Annotated in this window: 14 protein-coding genes and 4 pseudogenes; 10 read left to right on the forward strand and 8 right to left on the reverse strand. The window is 69.0% G+C overall.

The features are described 5' to 3' along the window. Positions 1-320 precede the first annotated feature (320 nt). Positions 321-794, reverse strand: coding sequence for an RICIN domain-containing protein (locus AB0937_RS35195; RefSeq protein WP_366717855.1), 474 nt, complete (start codon positions 792-794; stop codon positions 321-323). A gap of 189 nt (positions 795-983) precedes the next feature. Then, positions 984-1,190, reverse strand: a pseudogene (locus tag AB0937_RS35200) (helix-turn-helix transcriptional regulator); the annotation flags it as partial. A gap of 262 nt (positions 1,191-1,452) precedes the next feature. On the opposite strand from AB0937_RS35200, the gene AB0937_RS35205 reads away from it, so the two are divergent. Further along, complete coding sequence (locus tag AB0937_RS35205) at positions 1,453-1,824, forward strand: hypothetical protein (protein ID WP_366717753.1); 372 nt, start codon at positions 1,453-1,455, stop codon at positions 1,822-1,824. A gap of 35 nt (positions 1,825-1,859) precedes the next feature. Next, positions 1,860-2,183, forward strand: a complete 324-nt coding sequence (locus tag AB0937_RS35210; RefSeq protein WP_366717755.1) for a hypothetical protein — start codon at positions 1,860-1,862, stop codon at positions 2,181-2,183. Positions 2,184-2,436: 253 nt separating this feature from the next. Here AB0937_RS35210 and AB0937_RS35215 read toward each other — a convergent pair whose 3' ends face one another. Next, on the reverse strand, positions 2,437-3,414 hold the full coding sequence (locus AB0937_RS35215; RefSeq protein WP_366717757.1) for a glycoside hydrolase family 43 protein: 978 nt from the start codon (positions 3,412-3,414) through the stop codon (positions 2,437-2,439). A 325-nt stretch (positions 3,415-3,739) separates the two neighbouring features. On the opposite strand from AB0937_RS35215, the pseudogene AB0937_RS35220 reads away from it, so the two are divergent. Together AB0937_RS35220 and AB0937_RS35225 are read left to right on the forward strand one after the other, a co-directional pair. Beyond that, positions 3,740-4,271: pseudogene (locus AB0937_RS35220) on the forward strand (lamin tail domain-containing protein). Between the two features lie 153 nt (positions 4,272-4,424). Next, a pseudogene (locus tag AB0937_RS35225) lies at positions 4,425-5,025 on the forward strand (YdcF family protein). A gap of 20 nt (positions 5,026-5,045) precedes the next feature. Here AB0937_RS35225 and AB0937_RS35230 read toward each other — a convergent pair. Continuing rightward, positions 5,046-5,516: pseudogene (locus AB0937_RS35230) on the reverse strand (transposase); the annotation flags it as partial. Between the two features lie 69 nt (positions 5,517-5,585). Here AB0937_RS35230 and AB0937_RS35235 point away from each other — a divergent pair. Then, positions 5,586-6,107 (forward strand): hypothetical protein, encoded by a 522-nt coding sequence (locus AB0937_RS35235; protein ID WP_366717759.1) that lies wholly within the window; start codon positions 5,586-5,588, stop codon positions 6,105-6,107. Between the two features lie 35 nt (positions 6,108-6,142). Then, positions 6,143-6,745 carry a Dyp-type peroxidase domain-containing protein gene (locus AB0937_RS35240; protein ID WP_366717857.1) on the forward strand — a complete coding sequence of 201 codons (603 nt, stop codon included), beginning with the start codon at positions 6,143-6,145 and terminating at the stop codon, positions 6,743-6,745. Between the two features lie 164 nt (positions 6,746-6,909). Here the strand turns inward: AB0937_RS35240 and AB0937_RS35245 are convergent, their stop codons facing one another. Both AB0937_RS35245 and AB0937_RS35250 read right to left on the reverse strand, forming a co-directional pair. Next, on the reverse strand, positions 6,910-7,893 hold the full coding sequence (locus AB0937_RS35245) for a DUF1648 domain-containing protein (protein WP_366717859.1): 984 nt from the start codon (positions 7,891-7,893) through the stop codon (positions 6,910-6,912). Then, on the reverse strand, positions 7,893-8,240 hold the full coding sequence (locus AB0937_RS35250; RefSeq protein ID WP_366717761.1) for a GntR family transcriptional regulator: 348 nt from the start codon (positions 8,238-8,240) through the stop codon (positions 7,893-7,895). Before AB0937_RS35250 ends, AB0937_RS35245 begins: the two co-directional genes overlap by 1 nt. A gap of 295 nt (positions 8,241-8,535) precedes the next feature. Here AB0937_RS35250 and AB0937_RS35255 point away from each other — a divergent pair, with 295 nt between their 5' ends. Beyond that, positions 8,536-9,105 carry an alpha/beta hydrolase gene (locus AB0937_RS35255; protein WP_366717763.1) on the forward strand — a complete coding sequence of 190 codons (570 nt, stop codon included), beginning with the start codon at positions 8,536-8,538 and terminating at the stop codon, positions 9,103-9,105. Positions 9,106-9,587: 482 nt separating this feature from the next. Then, a complete protein-coding gene (locus AB0937_RS35260; RefSeq protein ID WP_366717765.1) occupies positions 9,588-10,040 on the forward strand; it encodes a hypothetical protein in 453 nt (150 codons plus the stop codon). 221 nt (positions 10,041-10,261) lie between these two features. Here AB0937_RS35260 and AB0937_RS35265 read toward each other — a convergent pair whose 3' ends face one another. After that, complete coding sequence (locus AB0937_RS35265; protein WP_366717767.1) at positions 10,262-10,528, reverse strand: hypothetical protein; 267 nt, start codon at positions 10,526-10,528, stop codon at positions 10,262-10,264. A gap of 311 nt (positions 10,529-10,839) precedes the next feature. On the opposite strand from AB0937_RS35265, the gene AB0937_RS35270 reads away from it, so the two are divergent. Then, positions 10,840-13,188, forward strand: coding sequence for a collagenase (locus AB0937_RS35270; RefSeq protein ID WP_366717769.1), 2,349 nt, complete (start codon positions 10,840-10,842; stop codon positions 13,186-13,188). 770 nt (positions 13,189-13,958) lie between these two features. Then, positions 13,959-15,755 (forward strand): GNAT family N-acetyltransferase, encoded by a 1,797-nt coding sequence (locus AB0937_RS35275; RefSeq protein WP_366717771.1) that lies wholly within the window; start codon positions 13,959-13,961, stop codon positions 15,753-15,755. Here the strand turns inward: AB0937_RS35275 and AB0937_RS35280 are convergent. Beyond that, complete coding sequence (locus AB0937_RS35280) at positions 15,682-17,628, reverse strand: AMP-binding protein (protein WP_366717773.1); 1,947 nt, start codon at positions 17,626-17,628, stop codon at positions 15,682-15,684. The genes AB0937_RS35275 and AB0937_RS35280 overlap by 74 nt on opposite strands. Positions 17,629-17,812 lie beyond the last annotated feature (184 nt).

The raw sequence follows: 17,812 nt of genomic DNA on the forward strand, positions 1-17,812 counted from the left end.
CAAACGCGACTACATCTTCAACGGCACCCTGACCGTCACCGCGATCGTCATCTGGCTCCGAGACACCGTCCAAGAGCCATCAGAAACGGCCTAGGGGCGGGGAGTCGTTCGGTGATCTGGAGTGTGCGGACGTGGCGGTGAGGTTGCCGGGGGATCGACGCTGCTGCCGGGCATCTTCGTGGGCACGGAGCGATGTACGTCGGTCTGGACCACGGCCGAATCGACATGGATCGGTTGCGGATAGTGCTGAGGCATCTTCGGCCGTGGCATCCTGCCGCACATGTCGTGGCACTGAGGAGCGGACGGCTGGGTTCTGCAGGTCAGGCCCACTTCTGGTGGTGTGTGTCGGCACACGGCAGAGTGCGCAGTCCCGCGGTGCTGTCGTCCAGGCAGTGTCCGGTCACGGCGTTCTTGAGTGTGATGGCGTCGTCGCCACCCGCGTCGATGGTCCAGTGCTGGGCGGAGGAGACGGTGCAGTCCTGGATGCGCAGGCCGGTGCGGGTGTCGGCGATGCACCTCGCGGTGGCCTGGTTGCGGATCTGGCGGGTGCCGTCGGAGAGCGTGCGGAGGGTCCACCACTGGTAGGGCAGGTGATTGCACTTGTAGGAGCGCAGCCCGTAGTCGAGGCTGTCGTCGAGGCAGCTCCCAGTGCTTCTGTTGATGAAGATCTGGGTTGTGGGCGGGGGCTTACGGGGGTTGGATGGGGCGCCGCCTTCGCCCTGCTGTTCGGTGACCGAGCCGTGTGCTGCAGGTGCAGTGGGGGAACTGTCCACGACGAGCAGGGCAGCGAGCATGCCTACTGTGGCTCCGGCGGCTGCGAAGGTCCACCGGCCGGTGAGAAGCGCACGCATTGGGCGCCGCTGTGTGCTGGGTGCGGGTTGCGGTGTGGCTGCCGGGGCAGGGCCGGGGGCGGCCGTGCTCGGGGCATCGTTCGGGCGGGTCCGGTCGGCGGCTTCCCACAGGATCCGGTACTGGGCCGGGTCGGCGCCCAGCGCCTGGCACAGGTCGCGGACGACTGTCCACGGTGGGACGGTGTCGCCCCGGAAGTAGCGGGAGAGCGATGAGTCGCTGATGGCGACCTGCTGTTCGAGGGTGCGCAGAGTGCGCCCTGAGCGTTGCTGTAGTTCACGAAGTGCCTGCCCCAGCTGACGTGCGGGGGAGGGAGATGCGGGTGGCCGGCCGGTCGTCACGGTGGTCTCCGAAGGCGCGCAAATGGGTGTTCTGCCGACTGCTTCAAGTCCCGGGACACAGACGTCCCAGCAGGTCAGAAATGTATGGATCCCGAAATAGCTGAAGCAAGCGGGACCGCATGGCCATAAGTCACCAATGGCTGCAAACTCGGCGTACCGGCTGCGGAGATCACCTCCAGGGGTGAGCGCACCGGTCGTCCCTGGCCGTGCCGGCGTGCGCCGGTTGAGGCCGTCTCACCTCTTAGTGAAAGGAAACGCCGACATGCGTGTACACACGCTGTTGCCTGCCCTTGCCGCGCTCGCTGTCACTGGATGGGGGCTCGGCGCGGGGGCACCCGCTGCCGCCGCACCTGTCCCGGTCGCGGCGGAGGCCGCACCCGTGGAAGCCAGCCCGCGCGCCGCCTGCCTGGTGATCACCGCCCAGGGAGGCGGCCACCCGACGATCTTCAACCGGTGGGCGGACGTCCGCAACGACTGCGGGCGCCACATCGACCGGGTCACCGTCCAGCTCGACTACCACGTCGACCCCGCATGCCAGGCCCTCGCGCCCGGTCAGTCCGCCCGGTACCACTGGATCTCGACACTCCAGGAGAACATCGAGGCGAACTACGCGTACGAGTGCCCCGGCCCCTGACCCGCCGACCGACACACGTCCCAAAGGAGCAACTCGTGCGCAACCGACTCGCTCTGCTCGGCGTAACTGCCGTGCTGGCCTTCGGCGCCTTCGCGGCGCCGGGGCAGGCCGCCTCTGCCTCGCCGGCCGGGCCCGCCGCGGTCCCGACCGCCAAGGCGTCCTGGCCGTGCGGCTTCTCGCACCACAAGGGCGTCCCGCAGTACGGGGACTGGTACTACAACTGCACCTGGGCCCCGGCACGCATCACCATCAAGTGGGTCGACGGTCACGTCAGCTGGGCATGTGTCGAAGCCGGCATGGCCAAGCGGCTCGGTGATCTGCACACCGTCGAAGATGCCTGGATCAGCGCAAGGTGCTGACCGACCGGACGGGCCCGAGCCGTCAAAACCACACCGTCTTGCGGTGAGGCCCGGCGAGGTCTGTACGGCGTGAGAGAACCGGCCGTTGAACAACCCGCCGAGCCCCGGGACCTTCCGGGGCTCGGCAGCTTTAAGCGGGGTAGGCACGCGCCCCGAAGCCGGGCAGACTGGACAGCGCCCAGCGCGTCGCCCGGTCCCCTTCAGGGGTACGGACCGCCGGCGGGCCACACGACCAATCATGTGGCTATGCCGATCACGGCGATACCGGACCAGTATCCACGGTCAACCGACCGTTACTGAAAGACAGACCCGCCGCATACATCATGCGCTGCGATCGGTCAGCGTTCCAACCATGGAAGACGATCCGGTCCCGGCCGTCCGTACCCTCCACCACATCCTGACCACCCGGGCCCCGTACCCTGCCCGCGAGAGTGCCCGTCGTCATCAGCGGCGCGTCCGCCTTGACATAGGGGCCGGTGAGACGGTCGGCCACCGCGTACCCGATGCCGTAGTCGTCCGTGCGGTACGGCCCGCCCGAATACAGCAGCACGTACTGCTGGCCCCGCTTGATCAGCGTGGGTGCCTCCACGACGTCGCCTTCCCACTCCCGATCCTGCGTCAGCAGCGTGACCGGTTCGGCCTGCAGTCGGGTGCCGTCCCCGGAAACGGGTTGAAGGTGCAGCGAGGTCCGCATGCCGCAACAGTTCCCGTCGTTCTTCCACACCACATACCGCTGCCCGTCCTCGCTGTAGTGGGCCGCGTCGATGGCGCCTCCCTGCTCCACGGGACAAATCAGTGGCTCCTCGCCCACTGGGCGGAAGGGCCTCTGCGGCCCGGCGGACAGGGCGACGCCGATGCACTGCCGTCCGCTGACCCGGTGGTGCGCGGTGTAGTACAGGGTCAAACCACGGCCGTTGTCGAACACCTCAGGCGCCCACACCCGCGGCTCATGCGGATCCACCCACGCACCCAGCACGGGCAGCGCGTCACGCGCGGCGGCCGACCAGCGCACCAGATCACGTGATGTGGCCCGCTGCACGTTCCTGCCGTTTCCGCTCGTGGCATAGGCGTGGAACACACCTTGCGCCCTGACCACGTCCGGATCGGGAAAATTCATGTCAAGGACCGGCCCGCTGCCGACCGCACCGGCGTGGGCCGGTGAGAGGCAGACCGCGACCGACGCCGCGAACACCACGACCCGGCGCAGCCAGCACCGCAGAACCTCGATCATTGATCCATCTCCCCAGGAGTTCTCGCCGAGAGCGCACTCGGTCCCTCAACGTGTTACACGGAATAACGACGCGGCCGCCCGCGTGTTGCGGATGAAGAGCCCGTATCGGCAGGGTCGTTCCGGCCTCACCCAACGCCGGAACCTCGCCTCTCACCACACGCCACGGCCCAGAAGCATCAACTGGAGGCAGGTGGCGCCGGTGGCCGGGCCTCCCCCGCCTCAGGCGGACGTACCCTGCATCCTTCGAACGAGTGAAGGTCATCGTCTCCGCGCAACCGCGGGCCCCAGGGCCGTTTCCTGCACAGGCGACACCACCCGCTCAACCATGGGCAGCCCGCTCTTGCGCACGACCCTCGCCTCGGCTGCCCCTGTTGCGGCGGCGCACAGACCTCGTTGCCCTTCGTGCCCGCACACGCCGCCGAGTACAGCTCGGCGCTGAAGATCCGCCGAGTACAGCTCGGCGCTGAAGATCCGCCGAGTGCAGTACGACGCGCCCGGGACTCCAACAGCTGTTCCTCGGGCAACACCGACGAGGAGTACCTGACGGTGAAGAACTACTCCTCCCGCTCGACGCACAACCTCAAGGGCTACGTCGTCAAAGACGCCACCGGCAATCGCTTCACCTTCACCGCCAACCACTACCTGCAGCCCGGCGATCACGTGAAGCTGCGCGGCGGCCACGACCCGGACGCCGACACCCACAACGTCGACTACCGCGCCAACTGCAACTTCCTGTGCAACAACGACAAGGACACCATCTACCTGTACAAGCCCTCAGGCAGCCGCGCCAACGTCCACAAGAACACCAGCGCAGCGACGACCCCGACGGCAACGGCTACATCAACTTCCACGGCTAGTACTCGAGCTGGAGAACGTGATCTTGCTGGCCGGGGCCGGACGGCCGAACCGTGGGGTGCTCGCCCACCACGTACAACTCCTAACAGAATGCGTCGTCTCTAGCGTGGCTGGTTCCTCCGCGGCCCGATACCGAGGTGTCCTGGAGTCGCCGCATGCGGCGAAGGACAGGACTGGCGACAGCCGGGGTTGCGGCCCTGGTCTGGGGCGAGTGGTTGAACTGGCGCTGGTCTCGGGCGGTCGTGGGGAGTAGCGGGGGCGCTTCCGCGGCCGTAGTGGTGTTGGGGTACCGGAATCCACAAGCGACGGCGAATTTGATCAACCGATGGCGAGTCCGTGCTGGAATCCGCTTTATCGGCGCTGACGGGGCGCATGGGACCTGCGTGATCTTCAGCGGCGGTGCGACCAGCAGCGGCGCCACGGAGGCCCATCTGATGGCTGACTACGCGAAGTCAGTGCTTGAGTTCGACGGCACGGTGCTCCTCGAAGATCAAAGCGCGACGACCTGGGAGAACATCGTGAACGTGATCCCACTGCTTGAAGACGTGGATCGCATCAAGATCGCCTCCCAGCCAGCTCATGCGCTCAAGGCCCGTGCGTACTTGCGGCGGCAGCGCCCCGATCTTGCGGACAGGCTGGCGCGCGCGGATGACTACCGCCCTGGCGAGTGGATGTTCGTCAAACCCGTTGTTGGCTCTGTACGGACTTTGGACACTCCGCGGCCTCAAGGCCGACGAGCGGAAGGTCTCGCTGTAGACAGCCGCCGTCGTTTGGCCTCAGGCATGGTGGTTCTTGAGCCGACGCCAGCAGATGATGCTGCACCCCGGAGTGAGGAGGGCTTCGTGGATGCCGCCTGCGGATCTCCCAGCCGATCCGCAGGCGGCGGAACCAGTGCAGGTGGGCGAACGCGCGCGCCACGAGCCAGCGTTGGGTGCCCAGGCCGGAAGCTTGCTCGGTGCCGCGGCGGGCGATCATCGGTTTCACGCCGAGATCCCCAGACGAGACGGCGGTATGTCGTGGTCGTAGCCGCGGTCGGCCAGTAACACGTCCGGGCGGCGTCGGGGCCGGCCGCGCTTGCCTCGCACCAGCGGCGCAGCTTGCACAAGCGGAATGAGCTGAGTGACGTCATTGCGGTTGCAGCCGGTCAGGGTGACGGCGAGTGGGATACCGGTGGCGTCGGTGATCAGGTGGTGTTCGCTGCCCGTCCTGCCCCGGCCGACGGGGCTTCGCCCGGTCTTGGAGTCCCCTATATCCCGCATGCCAGCGTCTCATGAGGCGGCTGAGCATCACCGGCGCCTCCTGAAACGGGAAACGACATGGGTACCATCCTTAGTGATCTGCAACGCGTGCAGTGGACACGCCTCCAGGCAGCCGGAGAGTCAACAGCACGTACGGTGCCGGCTCTCTTGTCCAAAGCAGCATGGTCCGACCGGGACACGGCACGGCGGGCCGTGGACGAACTGGGTGACCTTGTCTGCGAAAGGGGCTTCGTCGTGCAAGAGGCGACGGCCCCCACCGTGCCCTTCCTCATTGAACTGGCCGGTGCGCCCCACGTCAGCTGCAAGACAGAGGTACTTGAACTCCTTCGGAAGGTATTTACCGGACGGCAGTGGAGTGCTGCATCACAGGCCTTCTCCTCCCGGCACGACACCCACCTGGCCCAGCAGGTCGCGTGGGAAAAAGCGACTCAGGAGGCCGTCCTGGCAGGACGGCACGTCTTCGAGAGCCTGACAGCATCGGTAGACCCTGATGTCGCCCGCGCCGCCGCCGAGCTACTGCAATTCCTCGCGGATCAAGCTCAGCAGTCCGCCGGAGCCAAGGAAAGAGGCGACAAGTGAGGCAGGTGAGCAGGCGGGCCGTCATCGGCGGCACGGTGGCCGTCGCCGTCCCAGGAACCGGCGGGCTGATCGCTTCACGCCTCACAGCCTGGGAGGGCCCGCCCATCCGGCAAGACCATATTGCCGCCCCGCTGCGTGGTACGGCACCACTCCCTCATGCGCACGTCATCTCATTGCACTTAGTAGACGGCCAAGGCCGCCTCGGCGCCCTGCGCGCTGCCCACCACGCTGTCGCTGCGATTGACGGCGGAGAGATCACCGCCTGGCTGGCGTTGGGTGAGAGCGCGCTGGCCCTGGAGGCAGACAGGCCACGCCAGCTCAAGCAAATGCCGTCGTTCACCGGCGACCTATTGGATCCCGCGCGGTCCCATGGTGATCTCCAGCTGCAGATCACCGGGACCTCGACCCGTGTTACGCGACAGGCGGCTGAGCAGACGCTGCGGGACTTGCCTCAGTGCCGAGTGCGCTGGCGTCTGGACGGTGTGCGCCCGGATAATCGCACAGAGGGCGGAAGAGGGCTGGCGCGTAACCCATTCCATTTCACCGAGGGATACGGAACCCCCTCCACTTCTGCGGGAGTCACCGAGCGCGCACTCATATTTGATCAGTACCGCACAAGGAATGACAGCCACCAGTAACAGATTGATTGAACACCGCCCCCCAGGGCGCACCGTGTCAGTGGCCGAACAACGATCGCGGACTCAAAAATTTCACTTCACCCGTCACCAAAGAGCGGGGTATGGGCGATTCGCTCAGAAGGGGTCCTGGTCAGGTGCGGGGATCACCTGACCAGGACCGGCTATCAACTTGAACGTCGAGCGTTCATGGAGTTTATGAGGGCAGCTCCACGCTCGGCATCGTCGACACTGACCGCAAAGTCCTTGCCATTGTGGGTGCGGATTACCAGACACTCACCGCTGCGCAGCATCACAGTTGTGCCCAGCCCGCCCAGCCGGTATCCCCAGCCACCGACCTGGGAAGGCGTACGCGTCTCGACGCGGGCAGAGGCAATGCCATCGGCCGCCCAGCGTCGCGCCGGCCAGCGCAGCGGCCCGAAGGCCACCTCAAGGCCTCGCTCACTGACCCGTGCCTGCACCGAGGCGAAGCCGAGCACCAGGACAGAGGCAAGAGCAAACGGCCCGGCCAGCAGGGCAGCCTCAGCCCCCATCAAACCCCCGAGTCCCGCCACGACGGCGGCCACTGCTACGACACCTGTCACGGCGGCTGTCACATGGAGCCAGGGGTTGGACGTGCGGGAGAGCCACACGAAGCGCTCTCCTGCGGGAATCTCCATGGTCGGTCCGCCTCCTGTCGGCACCACGGCCGGAGTGCGGCGACTGGCCAGTAAGGCGGCCGCGCCCACACCAACAGCCGCTATGAGCGTCACGACGACAGAGAACGTCACCGAGTCCGCCTCGCGCCAGTCCGCGCGGTCCAGATTCGCCCGCACCACAGAGGCCTGGCCGCCCAGGAGCATCACACCCCCAAATCCGAGCGTCGCGCCGGCCCACCCCCCTACTCCGCCGCTCGAAGTGACACGGGCCCGCCACCACACCAGCGCCACAAGCGCCGCTGCCACCCCCCAGATCAGCGCCGGGAAGAGCGACGCCGCCCACAAAGGCATGGAACTGTCGGGCCTGCCCGAGCCGGCGTCCCAGTGCGTCGCCAGCCGGTCCGGAAGCCGGTGGCCGGCGACGAGCGGCAACGCCACCAGCAGCGCCAGGATCCCTAACACCCAGCCGGTGACACCCCACGCCGCAGCGCTCCTGCGTCCCGCACGGTCGATCACGAAATCCCCCTGATCATGTCGATGAGATCCTTCTTGCTGTATCCGAGGCGCGCCACGTCGGCCACGACATCACGGACGTGATCCAGCAACACCGAGCGTTCAGCCGCCCCATGGGTCACCGTCACGCCTCTGCCGCGCCGGAACTCCAACACTCCCTCGTCACGCAGCGCTCGAAGACCACGCAGAACCGTATTCACGTTGATTCCCAGCGCATGGGAGAGGTCCCGTGCTGGGGGAAGCCGGTCACCCGGCTCACACTCCCCCTCAGCAATGGCACGTCGGATGGCACCGGCCACCTGCTCATGCAGGGGGCGATTGTTCGCAGTGTTCAGCCTTAGCAACATGGTGCTATAGATGAGAGCACCAAAGGCTCGAAGAGATGGCTTCGCACAGCGGCCGGCGTCTGTGGTGGCAGATCAGCCCCAGCAGCAAGCGCTTCACTCCAGGAACAGGCGTCGACCCTGATGGCGGGTCGCCTACCAGGCCACCCGGCCTGCTCAATACCTCGATGGCCTCCTCGCCGTGGCCCTCGCCGGCCAGGAGCTGGCCGAGGGCCCGGCGGATCCGGCGCAGCTATGGTCGTCTCGGTGCTCGAACTGCTCCAACAGGAACTCCCGGAGCCGCGGATGGCAGCGCATCGTGCGCCCGCCGGCCGACCAGACGACGGCGTCCCCGCTCGCCAAGGCCCTCACCGCGCTGATCGACCACAACGACGGCCTTCCGCTGAGCAACGGCGCGGCAGACATGGGTTCCGCCGACGACGCGGCGCCCCCGCCCGACAGCAGCCGCGTCGCCCAGACCGCGATCACCTGCGCGGACTCCAGCCTGCGCCCCGGCTGCGAACGTCTCGACAGGGACGAGGCCCGCATCAAAGCCGCCTCCCCCGTCTTCGGCGCGGCCTGGTCCACCGGCGTCTACCTCTGTTACGACTGGCCGTTCGACGGCGAGCGCGCCACACGCCAGGTGAACGCCGACGGCGCGGCCCCCATCCTGGTGGTCGGCGGCACCGGCGATCCGACTACCCCATACCCCGGCGCCCGCCACATGGCCCACGCCCTGGGCGACGGTGTCGGCGTGCTCCTGAAGGCCGAGGAGGAGGGCCACGGCACATACCCGCAGAACCGCTGCGTCAAGGGGGCGGTCGATCAATACCTCCGCACGGGCCGCACCCCGGCCCCGGGGACGGTGTGCCGGGGCAGCATGTCCTGAGCCCCGTACGGATCCGCCGGGCGGCCGGCTGCGCTCCAGGCGGAGCACGGACATGACGACGTCGTTTCCGGAAAATCGTGGCCGGGCCGCGCAACTGTGCCCCCACGTCCCGCCCGCAAGGACACATTGATCGAAGCCATCGCTGCGGCCCGCGATTTCAGAAGCGAGGCGAATCGGGCAGGAGAACGGCCTACCACCCTCGCAGCCCCGTGTGACCACACGGCCAGGGCTGGTCCCTTCCTGTACGGCCAGGTCGTCACCCGTGGCCGGGGCCCGTCCCCCGGTCCGCCACGGGCTGGACACGACCGGCTCCGGGATCTGCTCGGGGACGTCGTCGCCCAGGCCGTCGGCCACCAGCTCGTCGGCGGTGCGGAGGCTCGTCTCCGGTGCCGCCCGCCCTCCTCGCCCAGGCCCGGCCGGGCGGGAAGATCCTGTTCACCCTCTCGGGCTGACTCTACGGATACGCCCGCGTCCTGCTCACCGTGAACCGCGACGGCACCGCCGAGGGCCACCTGCTGGGCGGCACCGTCTCTTTCATGTCCGCCCGCCCCCACGCGGCGCCGGCGTTCGGCCACCCCGCCCACGGGCCGCGGGCCTACCCGCCATCGGCCGGGCGGCCCGGGACTCCCCGGAGCGGACCACGGCCGCCACCGAGGAGGCGTTCCACCTTCGGTCTCCTCGCCCAGTGCGCCGCGTCGGACGCGCAGATGACGACCGTCGGCGATGTCGTGCACCTGGTCGACGTCGTCACCGGCTCGGCCGCCACCCTCACCCCGCGCGAGGGCCGGTGGGAGGTCCGCGAGGGCGGCCCCGTGCGACTCCGGGAGCGGATCAAGACTGTGCTGTCCGCGTACGACGAGGCGGGCCAGCCGAGGCAGGAGACGTTCACCCTGCACGTCTACGACGGCAGGCAGCACTGCGGCATCCACACGTGACCGGCCTTGCCGCTGCCCAGGCCCTGACAAGCCGCCACGGGACCGGAAGTCCCCAGGCGCCCTGACGGAGGGATGTGACGGACCTCCGGCCGGGCGCGGGTCGCCGCACTCGGCGGCCAGAGCCTCAGCTCCGGCCCGCGCCGCCGCAGCACGGTCCTGGCCATGTCACGATCGCGGGGAGCGGGCCTCAGGCGTCCTGCACGAGGTAGCGGGAGGACTCATCACCGGTGTCCCACGAGCCGGTGCAGCAGCTTCGCCCACCGCCCCAGGTAAGCCAGGCACTGGTCCGGCGTGCCCAGCAGGTGGTGCTCGGCGTCGTTCAGCAGCCCGGCCAGTCCGTCTCCGCCCTCGTCGTCGTCGAGTCCGGGAGCGTCCGGGTCGCGCAGCGGGCGCAGACTCCCGGCCGCGGGGACGGAGGCGGTGAAGCTGTAGCGGCCCGGCAGGTTGAGGTTCTTGTGCTTCAGCGGCGACAGCCGCGCAACCGACAAGAGCGAGGCGGGCCGCGGTGCGGCGGGCGGAACGCTGCCGGCGTGGCGGGGGCGCTACCAGCCACCGGCGGCACGGTAACGGGGTGACCCTCCTGTTACCCGGACGGCGAGGCCGACAGCGGCCGGTCGGCGTCCTCCGGTACCCCCGGGAATGTAGCCCTCCGGATCCCGTGCCGACTGAGGGATTGTCAGTGCAATGTCACATTACTATGTTGCACGTCACACAGTAGTGGCATGCACCCGTCAGTGTCTGCCGCGCCGTACGCACCGCTGCAAGGACCCATCCCCCACCTCCGACACAGGAGCCGCAGGTGTCCCAGCGATCTAACGGCAGCCGTCATTTTCTCCGCAGAGCCCTCCTCGCCGCACTCGCCACGGTGACGCTGCTCGGGGCCGTCCTCTGCAACGTGTCCACCGCTGAGGCGCACGTACCGCCCCCGTCCCGCAACTTCACCGACCCGGCTGTCCCTGCCGACCACCCACACGACGAGGTTGAGCGTCTCGCCTCCGCACCACGGCCCATGCGGCGGCCCGCACCCGCACCCGGCACGAATGCCGGCATCCGCGTTCCCGGCCCGCAGACGCCGACCACCCCCAAGACGGCCGAAGACGCGAGGGCTACGCCCTCCACGGCCCTCGCGTGCACCCTCGACGACGTCAACCGCCTAGGACCGGAGCAGTTCGCCGACTTCCTCGCCGACCCGGCCGTCACCTCCGACGGCTGTCTGCGCGACCTCCTCTGGACCTGGGACGCGCGTCTGACGCCGGTCATGTCCGATGTGCACGTCCAAGCCGTGTCCCGCCGCATCTCGGCCCTGGCCGCCGCCCACGACGGCAGGAACGGCAGCCACCTGCTGGAGATGCTCACCTACCTGCACGCCGTGGCCTACCACGACTTCTCCCGCAGTGAAATCGACGTCACCGACCCGCCCACCACCGAGGCGATGCGCCGCGCCATCCACGCCTTCGGCACCGCCCGCCGGTCCTTCGACGCGACGCGCACCAACGCCGAGTCGCTGCGCGAGACGCTCTACGCGGGCAGCGCCACCGGACTGCGCCATTCACAACTCGACCTGATACGCAAGGTGCTGGCCACCATGAACCAGTACCACACCATCACCTACAAGGACCCTTCCTGGGGAGGAGCGGCCCTCGCCGCGCTCTCCGTGAACTACCTCGGCGTCTACCCGGGCAACAACGACACCGCCTTCCACACGCTCGTCGCCCGCAACGCCCCCTACCGCGATGCCTTCCGCGCGTTCTCCACCTACACCCACCTCAAGGGAACGCCCAACGAGTGGGTCGCGCGCGACGCCCTCGCCGAGTACGGCCGCTTCGGGCAGATCGCACCCCTGACACCCGCGATCGTGCCGGACCTCGGTGCGCTCCTCACCCCGGTCGTCCGTAACTTCGGTCGCGGCAGCGCGCCCTGGGCGCGGCTCGCGTCCTGGCTCGACTTCTACGGAGCCTGCAGGCCCTACGCCGTCTGCAAGGACGACATCGAACGGGAGATCTTCCCCCAGACATACCGCTACGACAACGAGGCCATCAAGGTGCGCACCGGCCTCGATCGCGCCGCCGTCGACCAGCTCTACTATGCGAGCAAGCAGGTCAAGGCGCAGTTCCACCGGGTGCTGGGCACCGAGGAGCCGCTCGTCGGCGACACCAACACCAGCCTCGTCATCATCCTGTATGCCTCCCGCGCGGACTACGAGAACTACCATCCGCTGCTGACCGGCATGGACACCGACAACGGCGGCATCTACATCGAGCGCAACGCCACCTTCTACACGTACCAGCGCCGCGTCCCGCAGGACTCCTCGCTCACCCTGGAGGAACTGTTCCGGCACGAGTACGTGCACTATCTCAACGGCCGATTTGCCGTGCCCGGTTACTTCGGCGAGGGCCCCTGGTACGAGCGGGACCGAACCACCGCCATGGACGAGGGGACGGCTGAGTTCTTCGGCGGGGCCACTCGCGACGACGGTGTCGCCGCACGCAGGTCACTGGTCAGGAGCATCATCGCCGACACCGCGAACGGCCGCCCGCGGATGAATGTCGACCGGCTGCTGCACGCCGCCTACGAGAGCGACGGCTTCCGCTTCTACGCTTACGCGGGCACGTTCTTCACCTACTTGTGGAGCGAACGCCCTGCCAGGCTGCGGGAGATGTATCAACACTTGAGGGCCGACGACCCGGCCGCCTTCGACGCCTGGCGCGACAAGCTGGGCCGGGACACCGCGGTCCAGCGGGGCTACGACGGCTTCCTGGACGCCCGCATCGCCGAGGTCGACGACCTGTTCGTGCCGAACACCCGGTACCAGCCCAACGACCGGCTGCGGGACGCCACCGCCGCCGCGGTAGGCTCCTCCTTCGCTGCGGCGACCGGGTTGACGCCGCTCTGCACCGACAACGGAGACCCGGGCATACGGCGATTCGTCTGCACCGGCCGGGTCACCGCCCGCCTTCAAGACGCCGACAGCCCGGACAGGGTCTTCCGGGACATGTCTGAGACGGTCGATCACTTCCTGCTCGACCGCACCTCCACGGCCTCGACCAACCTCGCTGACATGAACTGCTCGTTCGGCGAGGTGGAGATCTGGCCCGACCGGAAGGCAGGCACCTCGAACTACCGGTGCGAAGGGCCCCTGCGAAGCTGAGCATTGCCAGTCAGCGACATGTCAGGAACCGACGATGAGCCGTCCGGCTCCGACATGTCGGGACAGGGCGGCAGAGCCCACCAGGCGCAATCGCGGACCGGGAGGTAGATGATGGCCGCGATTTCGCTAGGGTGCCGCTCCCCCACTCGCTCGAAGGGGCTGGCTAATCATCGTCCTGACACCGCACTCGACGTAGCAGGGTTGGCTGTGATCACGAACAGCCGAGTTGAGGGGCTCCGTGGACTCGCAGACGTAGGACGCACTGGTCAGCATGATGAAGGAGGCGTACACCGCAGGCTTGGGGTAGTGGACCGTGCCCCGCCCGGCCATCACGCCGTTGGCTAGGCGAGCTGGTCGGGGTGATCTGGATACGCCCGCACACGGTCGGCCAGGATGCGTTCACCGGAACCGCGGAACTCGCGAACATCGCCGCGCTGCCCGCGCAGACGACGTCGCCCTCGCTCGGAAACCCCACGATGTTGCCACCGCCCACCAGTTGCCCGTCCTGGCCCGGCGTGCCTGAACTTGGTGCTCGCGCGCGGGGACGGGCGCGTGCTGCACCAGCTTCCCTGCGCCGAGGAGCTCATGGCGCGCGGCGCTGAGGGCTGGGCATCGGTCGCTCCCGACTGGCCGTAGGCCCTCGAGCGCCGGACCGTAGGCGAGCTGGTGCCGCCCGTTCGGGCCGGGGTGAGCACGCCTGACGCGCAGGACAGAAAGCGTCATGTCACGCGGCACGCTGGAGGTAGTCGTCACGCTGGAACAATCCCTTCATGACCACCAACGGGGTTCGTATCCGGGCGGGACTGCCACAGGAGGCCGCTGCGCTGAGCGCGCTCGCGTTGCGCTCCAAGGCTCACTGGGGGTACGACGACGCGTATCTGGCGGACTGTGCGGACGATCTCCGGCTGGCGCCGGGAGATATGGCCGGCCGCAGGGTGAGGGTGGCCGAGGCGGGCGGCCGGATCCTGGGGGTGGCCACGTTGGACGGGGAGCCGCCCCGCGCGGAGCTCGGCATGCTCTTCGTCGAGCCGATGTCGATCGGCCGGGGAGTGGGCCGGCTGCTCTACCGGCACGTGCTCACGGAGGCCGGTCGGCTCGGCTGCGACCGGGTGACCATCACCGCCGACTCGCACGCCGTGCCCTTCTACATCGCGATGGGCGCGCGGCGCGCCGACGCCTCGCCGTCCTCCGGACAGTTGGTCAGGATGGAGGCGTGGACGTCCGGGGCGGATCCCTCATGGGTGCGAGCGTGGACAGGTGGTCGGCGGTCCGTCCACCTCGGCAACGTCGCGGAATTTAACGCCCAGTTCCCCGGCGTCGCACCCACGGAGGGCGTCCCGCACTACGCCTGCCTCTCGGCCTTCGCAGGCCCGCATCCCGCCCTGGTGGTCCTCCCGCTGCCTGTCGAAGCGGCCTGGATGCGCGGCCTGGCCCGGCTGCTGGAGTGGGACGAGGTGGAGGTGCACTGCGTCGACGCCCCTGGCGGCGCCCTGACTCAGGCCCTTCTGGGCCAGGCGGCGCTGACGCGGCGGATCAGGAACTCCGGTTTTCCGGTGCTGCCCTGGGGACGCACCGAGGCGTCCGAACGGCTCACCTCGGGGCCGCCTCTCCGGCTCGGCCACGAGTCGAAGGCCGCCTCCCACCGGCTCTTTTGCACGCTCGCCGCCGCTCACCCCGGCATCCGTGTTCCCTCCCAGGAGCCCGTCCGCTCACGGCGCGAGCTGGCGCGGGCGCTGGCGGCCCGGGCGTCGGCCGGGCTGACGAGCGTGGTCAAGGGCGCGTACGGCGTTGGTGGTTCGGCCACCTTCGTCCTCACGCCGGAGGACGTGCGGTCGGGTGGCGGCACGCGGGCTGTCACGCGGCGGCTCTTCGGCGAGGGGCTGCTGGTGGAGGAGTTCGTGCCCGGCGCCGACCTGTACCGGAACCCGACGTTCGACGGGGTGATAGCCGAGGACGGGACCGTCCACGTCGTCGGCACGGGCCTGATGGAGGTCACCGGAACGGCCTACCGGGGGGTCACCGTCGGCCCGGGGGTCCTGCCCGCGGAACTGACCGCGACCGCGACCGCGTTCGGTACGGCCGTGGGGGAGGCGCTGTCGGCGGAGGGCTACCAGGGCTGGTACGACGTGGACTTCGTCACCGACACGGCCGGACGGGCGGCGCCCACCGAGATCAATCTGCGGCTCACCGGCCCCGCCGTCGCCTTCGTCCTCCAGACCCGACTGGACAGCGTGCGGGGAGGCCGTCACCTGGTGCGCACCCTGGACTGCCTGCCCCTGGGCGCGCGGCTGCCCGCTCCCGCCCTGCTCGAGCACTGCGACGGCCTGGCCCGCCGGTGCAGAGCCCTGGGCGCCGTCCTGCTCACCACCATCCCCACGGCGAGCCTGGAACCCGTGCCGTACGTGGGGGTCGCCCTCGCCGCACGTTCGCGCCAGGCGCTCGACGAGGCCGAGGCGCTGGTCCGGTTCGGTAACGGCGCGCTGAGCGGCTCGTTCACCGGCCCAGCCGCCGCCGCCACTTGGGCGTCACGGCAGCGAACGCGGCGACCACGATTGCGGCGATCATGAGCGACACGTTGAACGTGTAGACGAGGGCGGCCTGTGCCGGCCAGTTCGTCTTGGCGGTGAGCCGGTAGAAGTTGTCCTGCGGCCACCACGCCACCAAGAGCCAGACCGCGGACAGGTGCGCCACCGTGGTGAACCAGCCCGTGTGCCCGGCCCGTGCCATGCCCGGCCGCCCCACCAGCAGGAAGGCCATGCCCGCGCCGAAAGAGACGTTCTCGCAGAAGTAAAGGACCCGGAAGTACTCCGCGTGGGGACTGGGCACCGCTGAGACGTCCGTCGAGTACGGCCACAGGAGATCGGTGAACAACCATGCCAGCAGCGCGAAGAACGCGGCGAGGACCAGGACGCCGACGGACATGCACCCTGTCGCCCGCTCCGGCGACGCAGGGCCGCGCATGATTCCTCCCTTGCTGCTGAGGGCCGTGCCTGGGTCGACCGGCAGGGGCAGGTTCTTGCGGTCCACCTTGTCGGCCCGGGTGCGGGGCAGCGACGGGACAGGCACCACCGCGTGCGGCTGCGCGTCACCGGGCAGGGCGCGGCACACGTGTCGGTGGACGTCCACCGGGTCCACTGCGCGGCCCTCGACGGAGACCGCGTAGGCCACGACCTTGATGTCTCGGGGGTCCTTGGTCTCGACCTCGGCCACCAGGCCCGCGCGTACGTCCGGGTGGCCGTGCAGCGCGCGCTCGGCGGAGGCGTACGTGCCTTGTCGGCCCAGGAACTCCAGCAGGCCGTCCTCCCGGACACGTCCGTCGTCGCCGGTGTGGACGCCGTTCAGGACGATGGGGCCCCGCGCGCCGGGAACGGGCCCGCGGACGGTGAGGTAGGTGTCGGGCAGCGGCACGCCGATCAGCGAGACCGGTTCGCTCCCGTGCTCCGACGGCGGATGTCGCTCCGGCAGCTCGAAGTAGGTGCCGGCGCCGAACGCCTCGGTAACGGTGTAGGTGTTGACCACACGCACGTCGTCGCCGAGCGCCTTCTTCAGGGCACGCTGTTCGTCGAGGTACCAGACGTCGCCCGTGACCGTCACCAGGCGCAGCCGCGTCCTTTGGGGCGGCCCCTGGACTGTCAGCAGCCGCGCAGTCGGCACACCGCAGGCCAGCACGGTGGCCTCCTCGTCGGCTATGAGCCGCCGCAGAGCCGCTCCCCGGGCGCCGGGGTCATGGGGTTCGTCGCCGTCGGGGAGGATCAGGGTGCCTCCGGAGCCGAGGGCACGGATCCAGTTCGCCGTGAACTCCGCTGACTCGGGCGGGGCCGTGTGCATGTGACGGTCGCGGTCGTCGAAGCCGAAGACCTGCTGCCAGGCGCTTCGAGCCATGGCGAGGTCGTGGTGGCTGACCGGGACGAGTTTGGGCGACCCCGTCGTCCCGGCCGTGAGCAGCACACATGCGGTGGCGCGACGGACGGATGGCGCGTCCTGTGCGTCGTGCGCGTGCGGCTGTGTCCCGCCCTCGTCCGTCGGCCCCGCTTCGGCGTCGACGCACACCACCCGCCGGTGCGGCGGGTCGCCGACCGCCACCCGGTACAGCTCGCGGGTGAGCACGACGTAGGGATCGACGTCCGCCAGGACGCGGTGCAGTTCCTCCCTGGGCAGGGCCGGGTCGAGCGGCAGGTAGGCGCCTCCGGCCCTGAGGACGCCCAGCATGGCGGCCAGGGCGGCGACGGGGTTGTCCAGCACGACAGCGGCCAGTCCGCCGTCCCTCAGGCCCACGGATTGCAGGCGGTCGGCCTCGGTATCCACGAGACGGCCCAGTTCCCCATAGGTAATCCGTTCGACACCGCACACGATCGCCTCAGCCGCCGGCGTGGTGTTCGCCCACCTGGTCACCAGCTCGTCCAGGCGCTGACCGCCGAGCGGCACATGTTCCACCGACATCAAGCCCCCCTGTCGCTCCGTGTGCTGGCAGAAGTATGCCCGCGCGCCGTCCGTTTGGTGCGATTGCTCGGCCATCGACAGGTGGCCAGAGGAGTCGGTGGTGAGGGTCACCGCAGTCACCCGTCGAGCCCGGACTCCCATACTCTTCTACGCACCCGCAACACCTCTCCTACATGCAGGCGGC

The organism is Streptomyces sp. NPDC047880 (genome assembly GCF_040706515.1).
Lineage (GTDB): Bacteria > Actinomycetota > Actinomycetes > Streptomycetales > Streptomycetaceae > Streptomyces.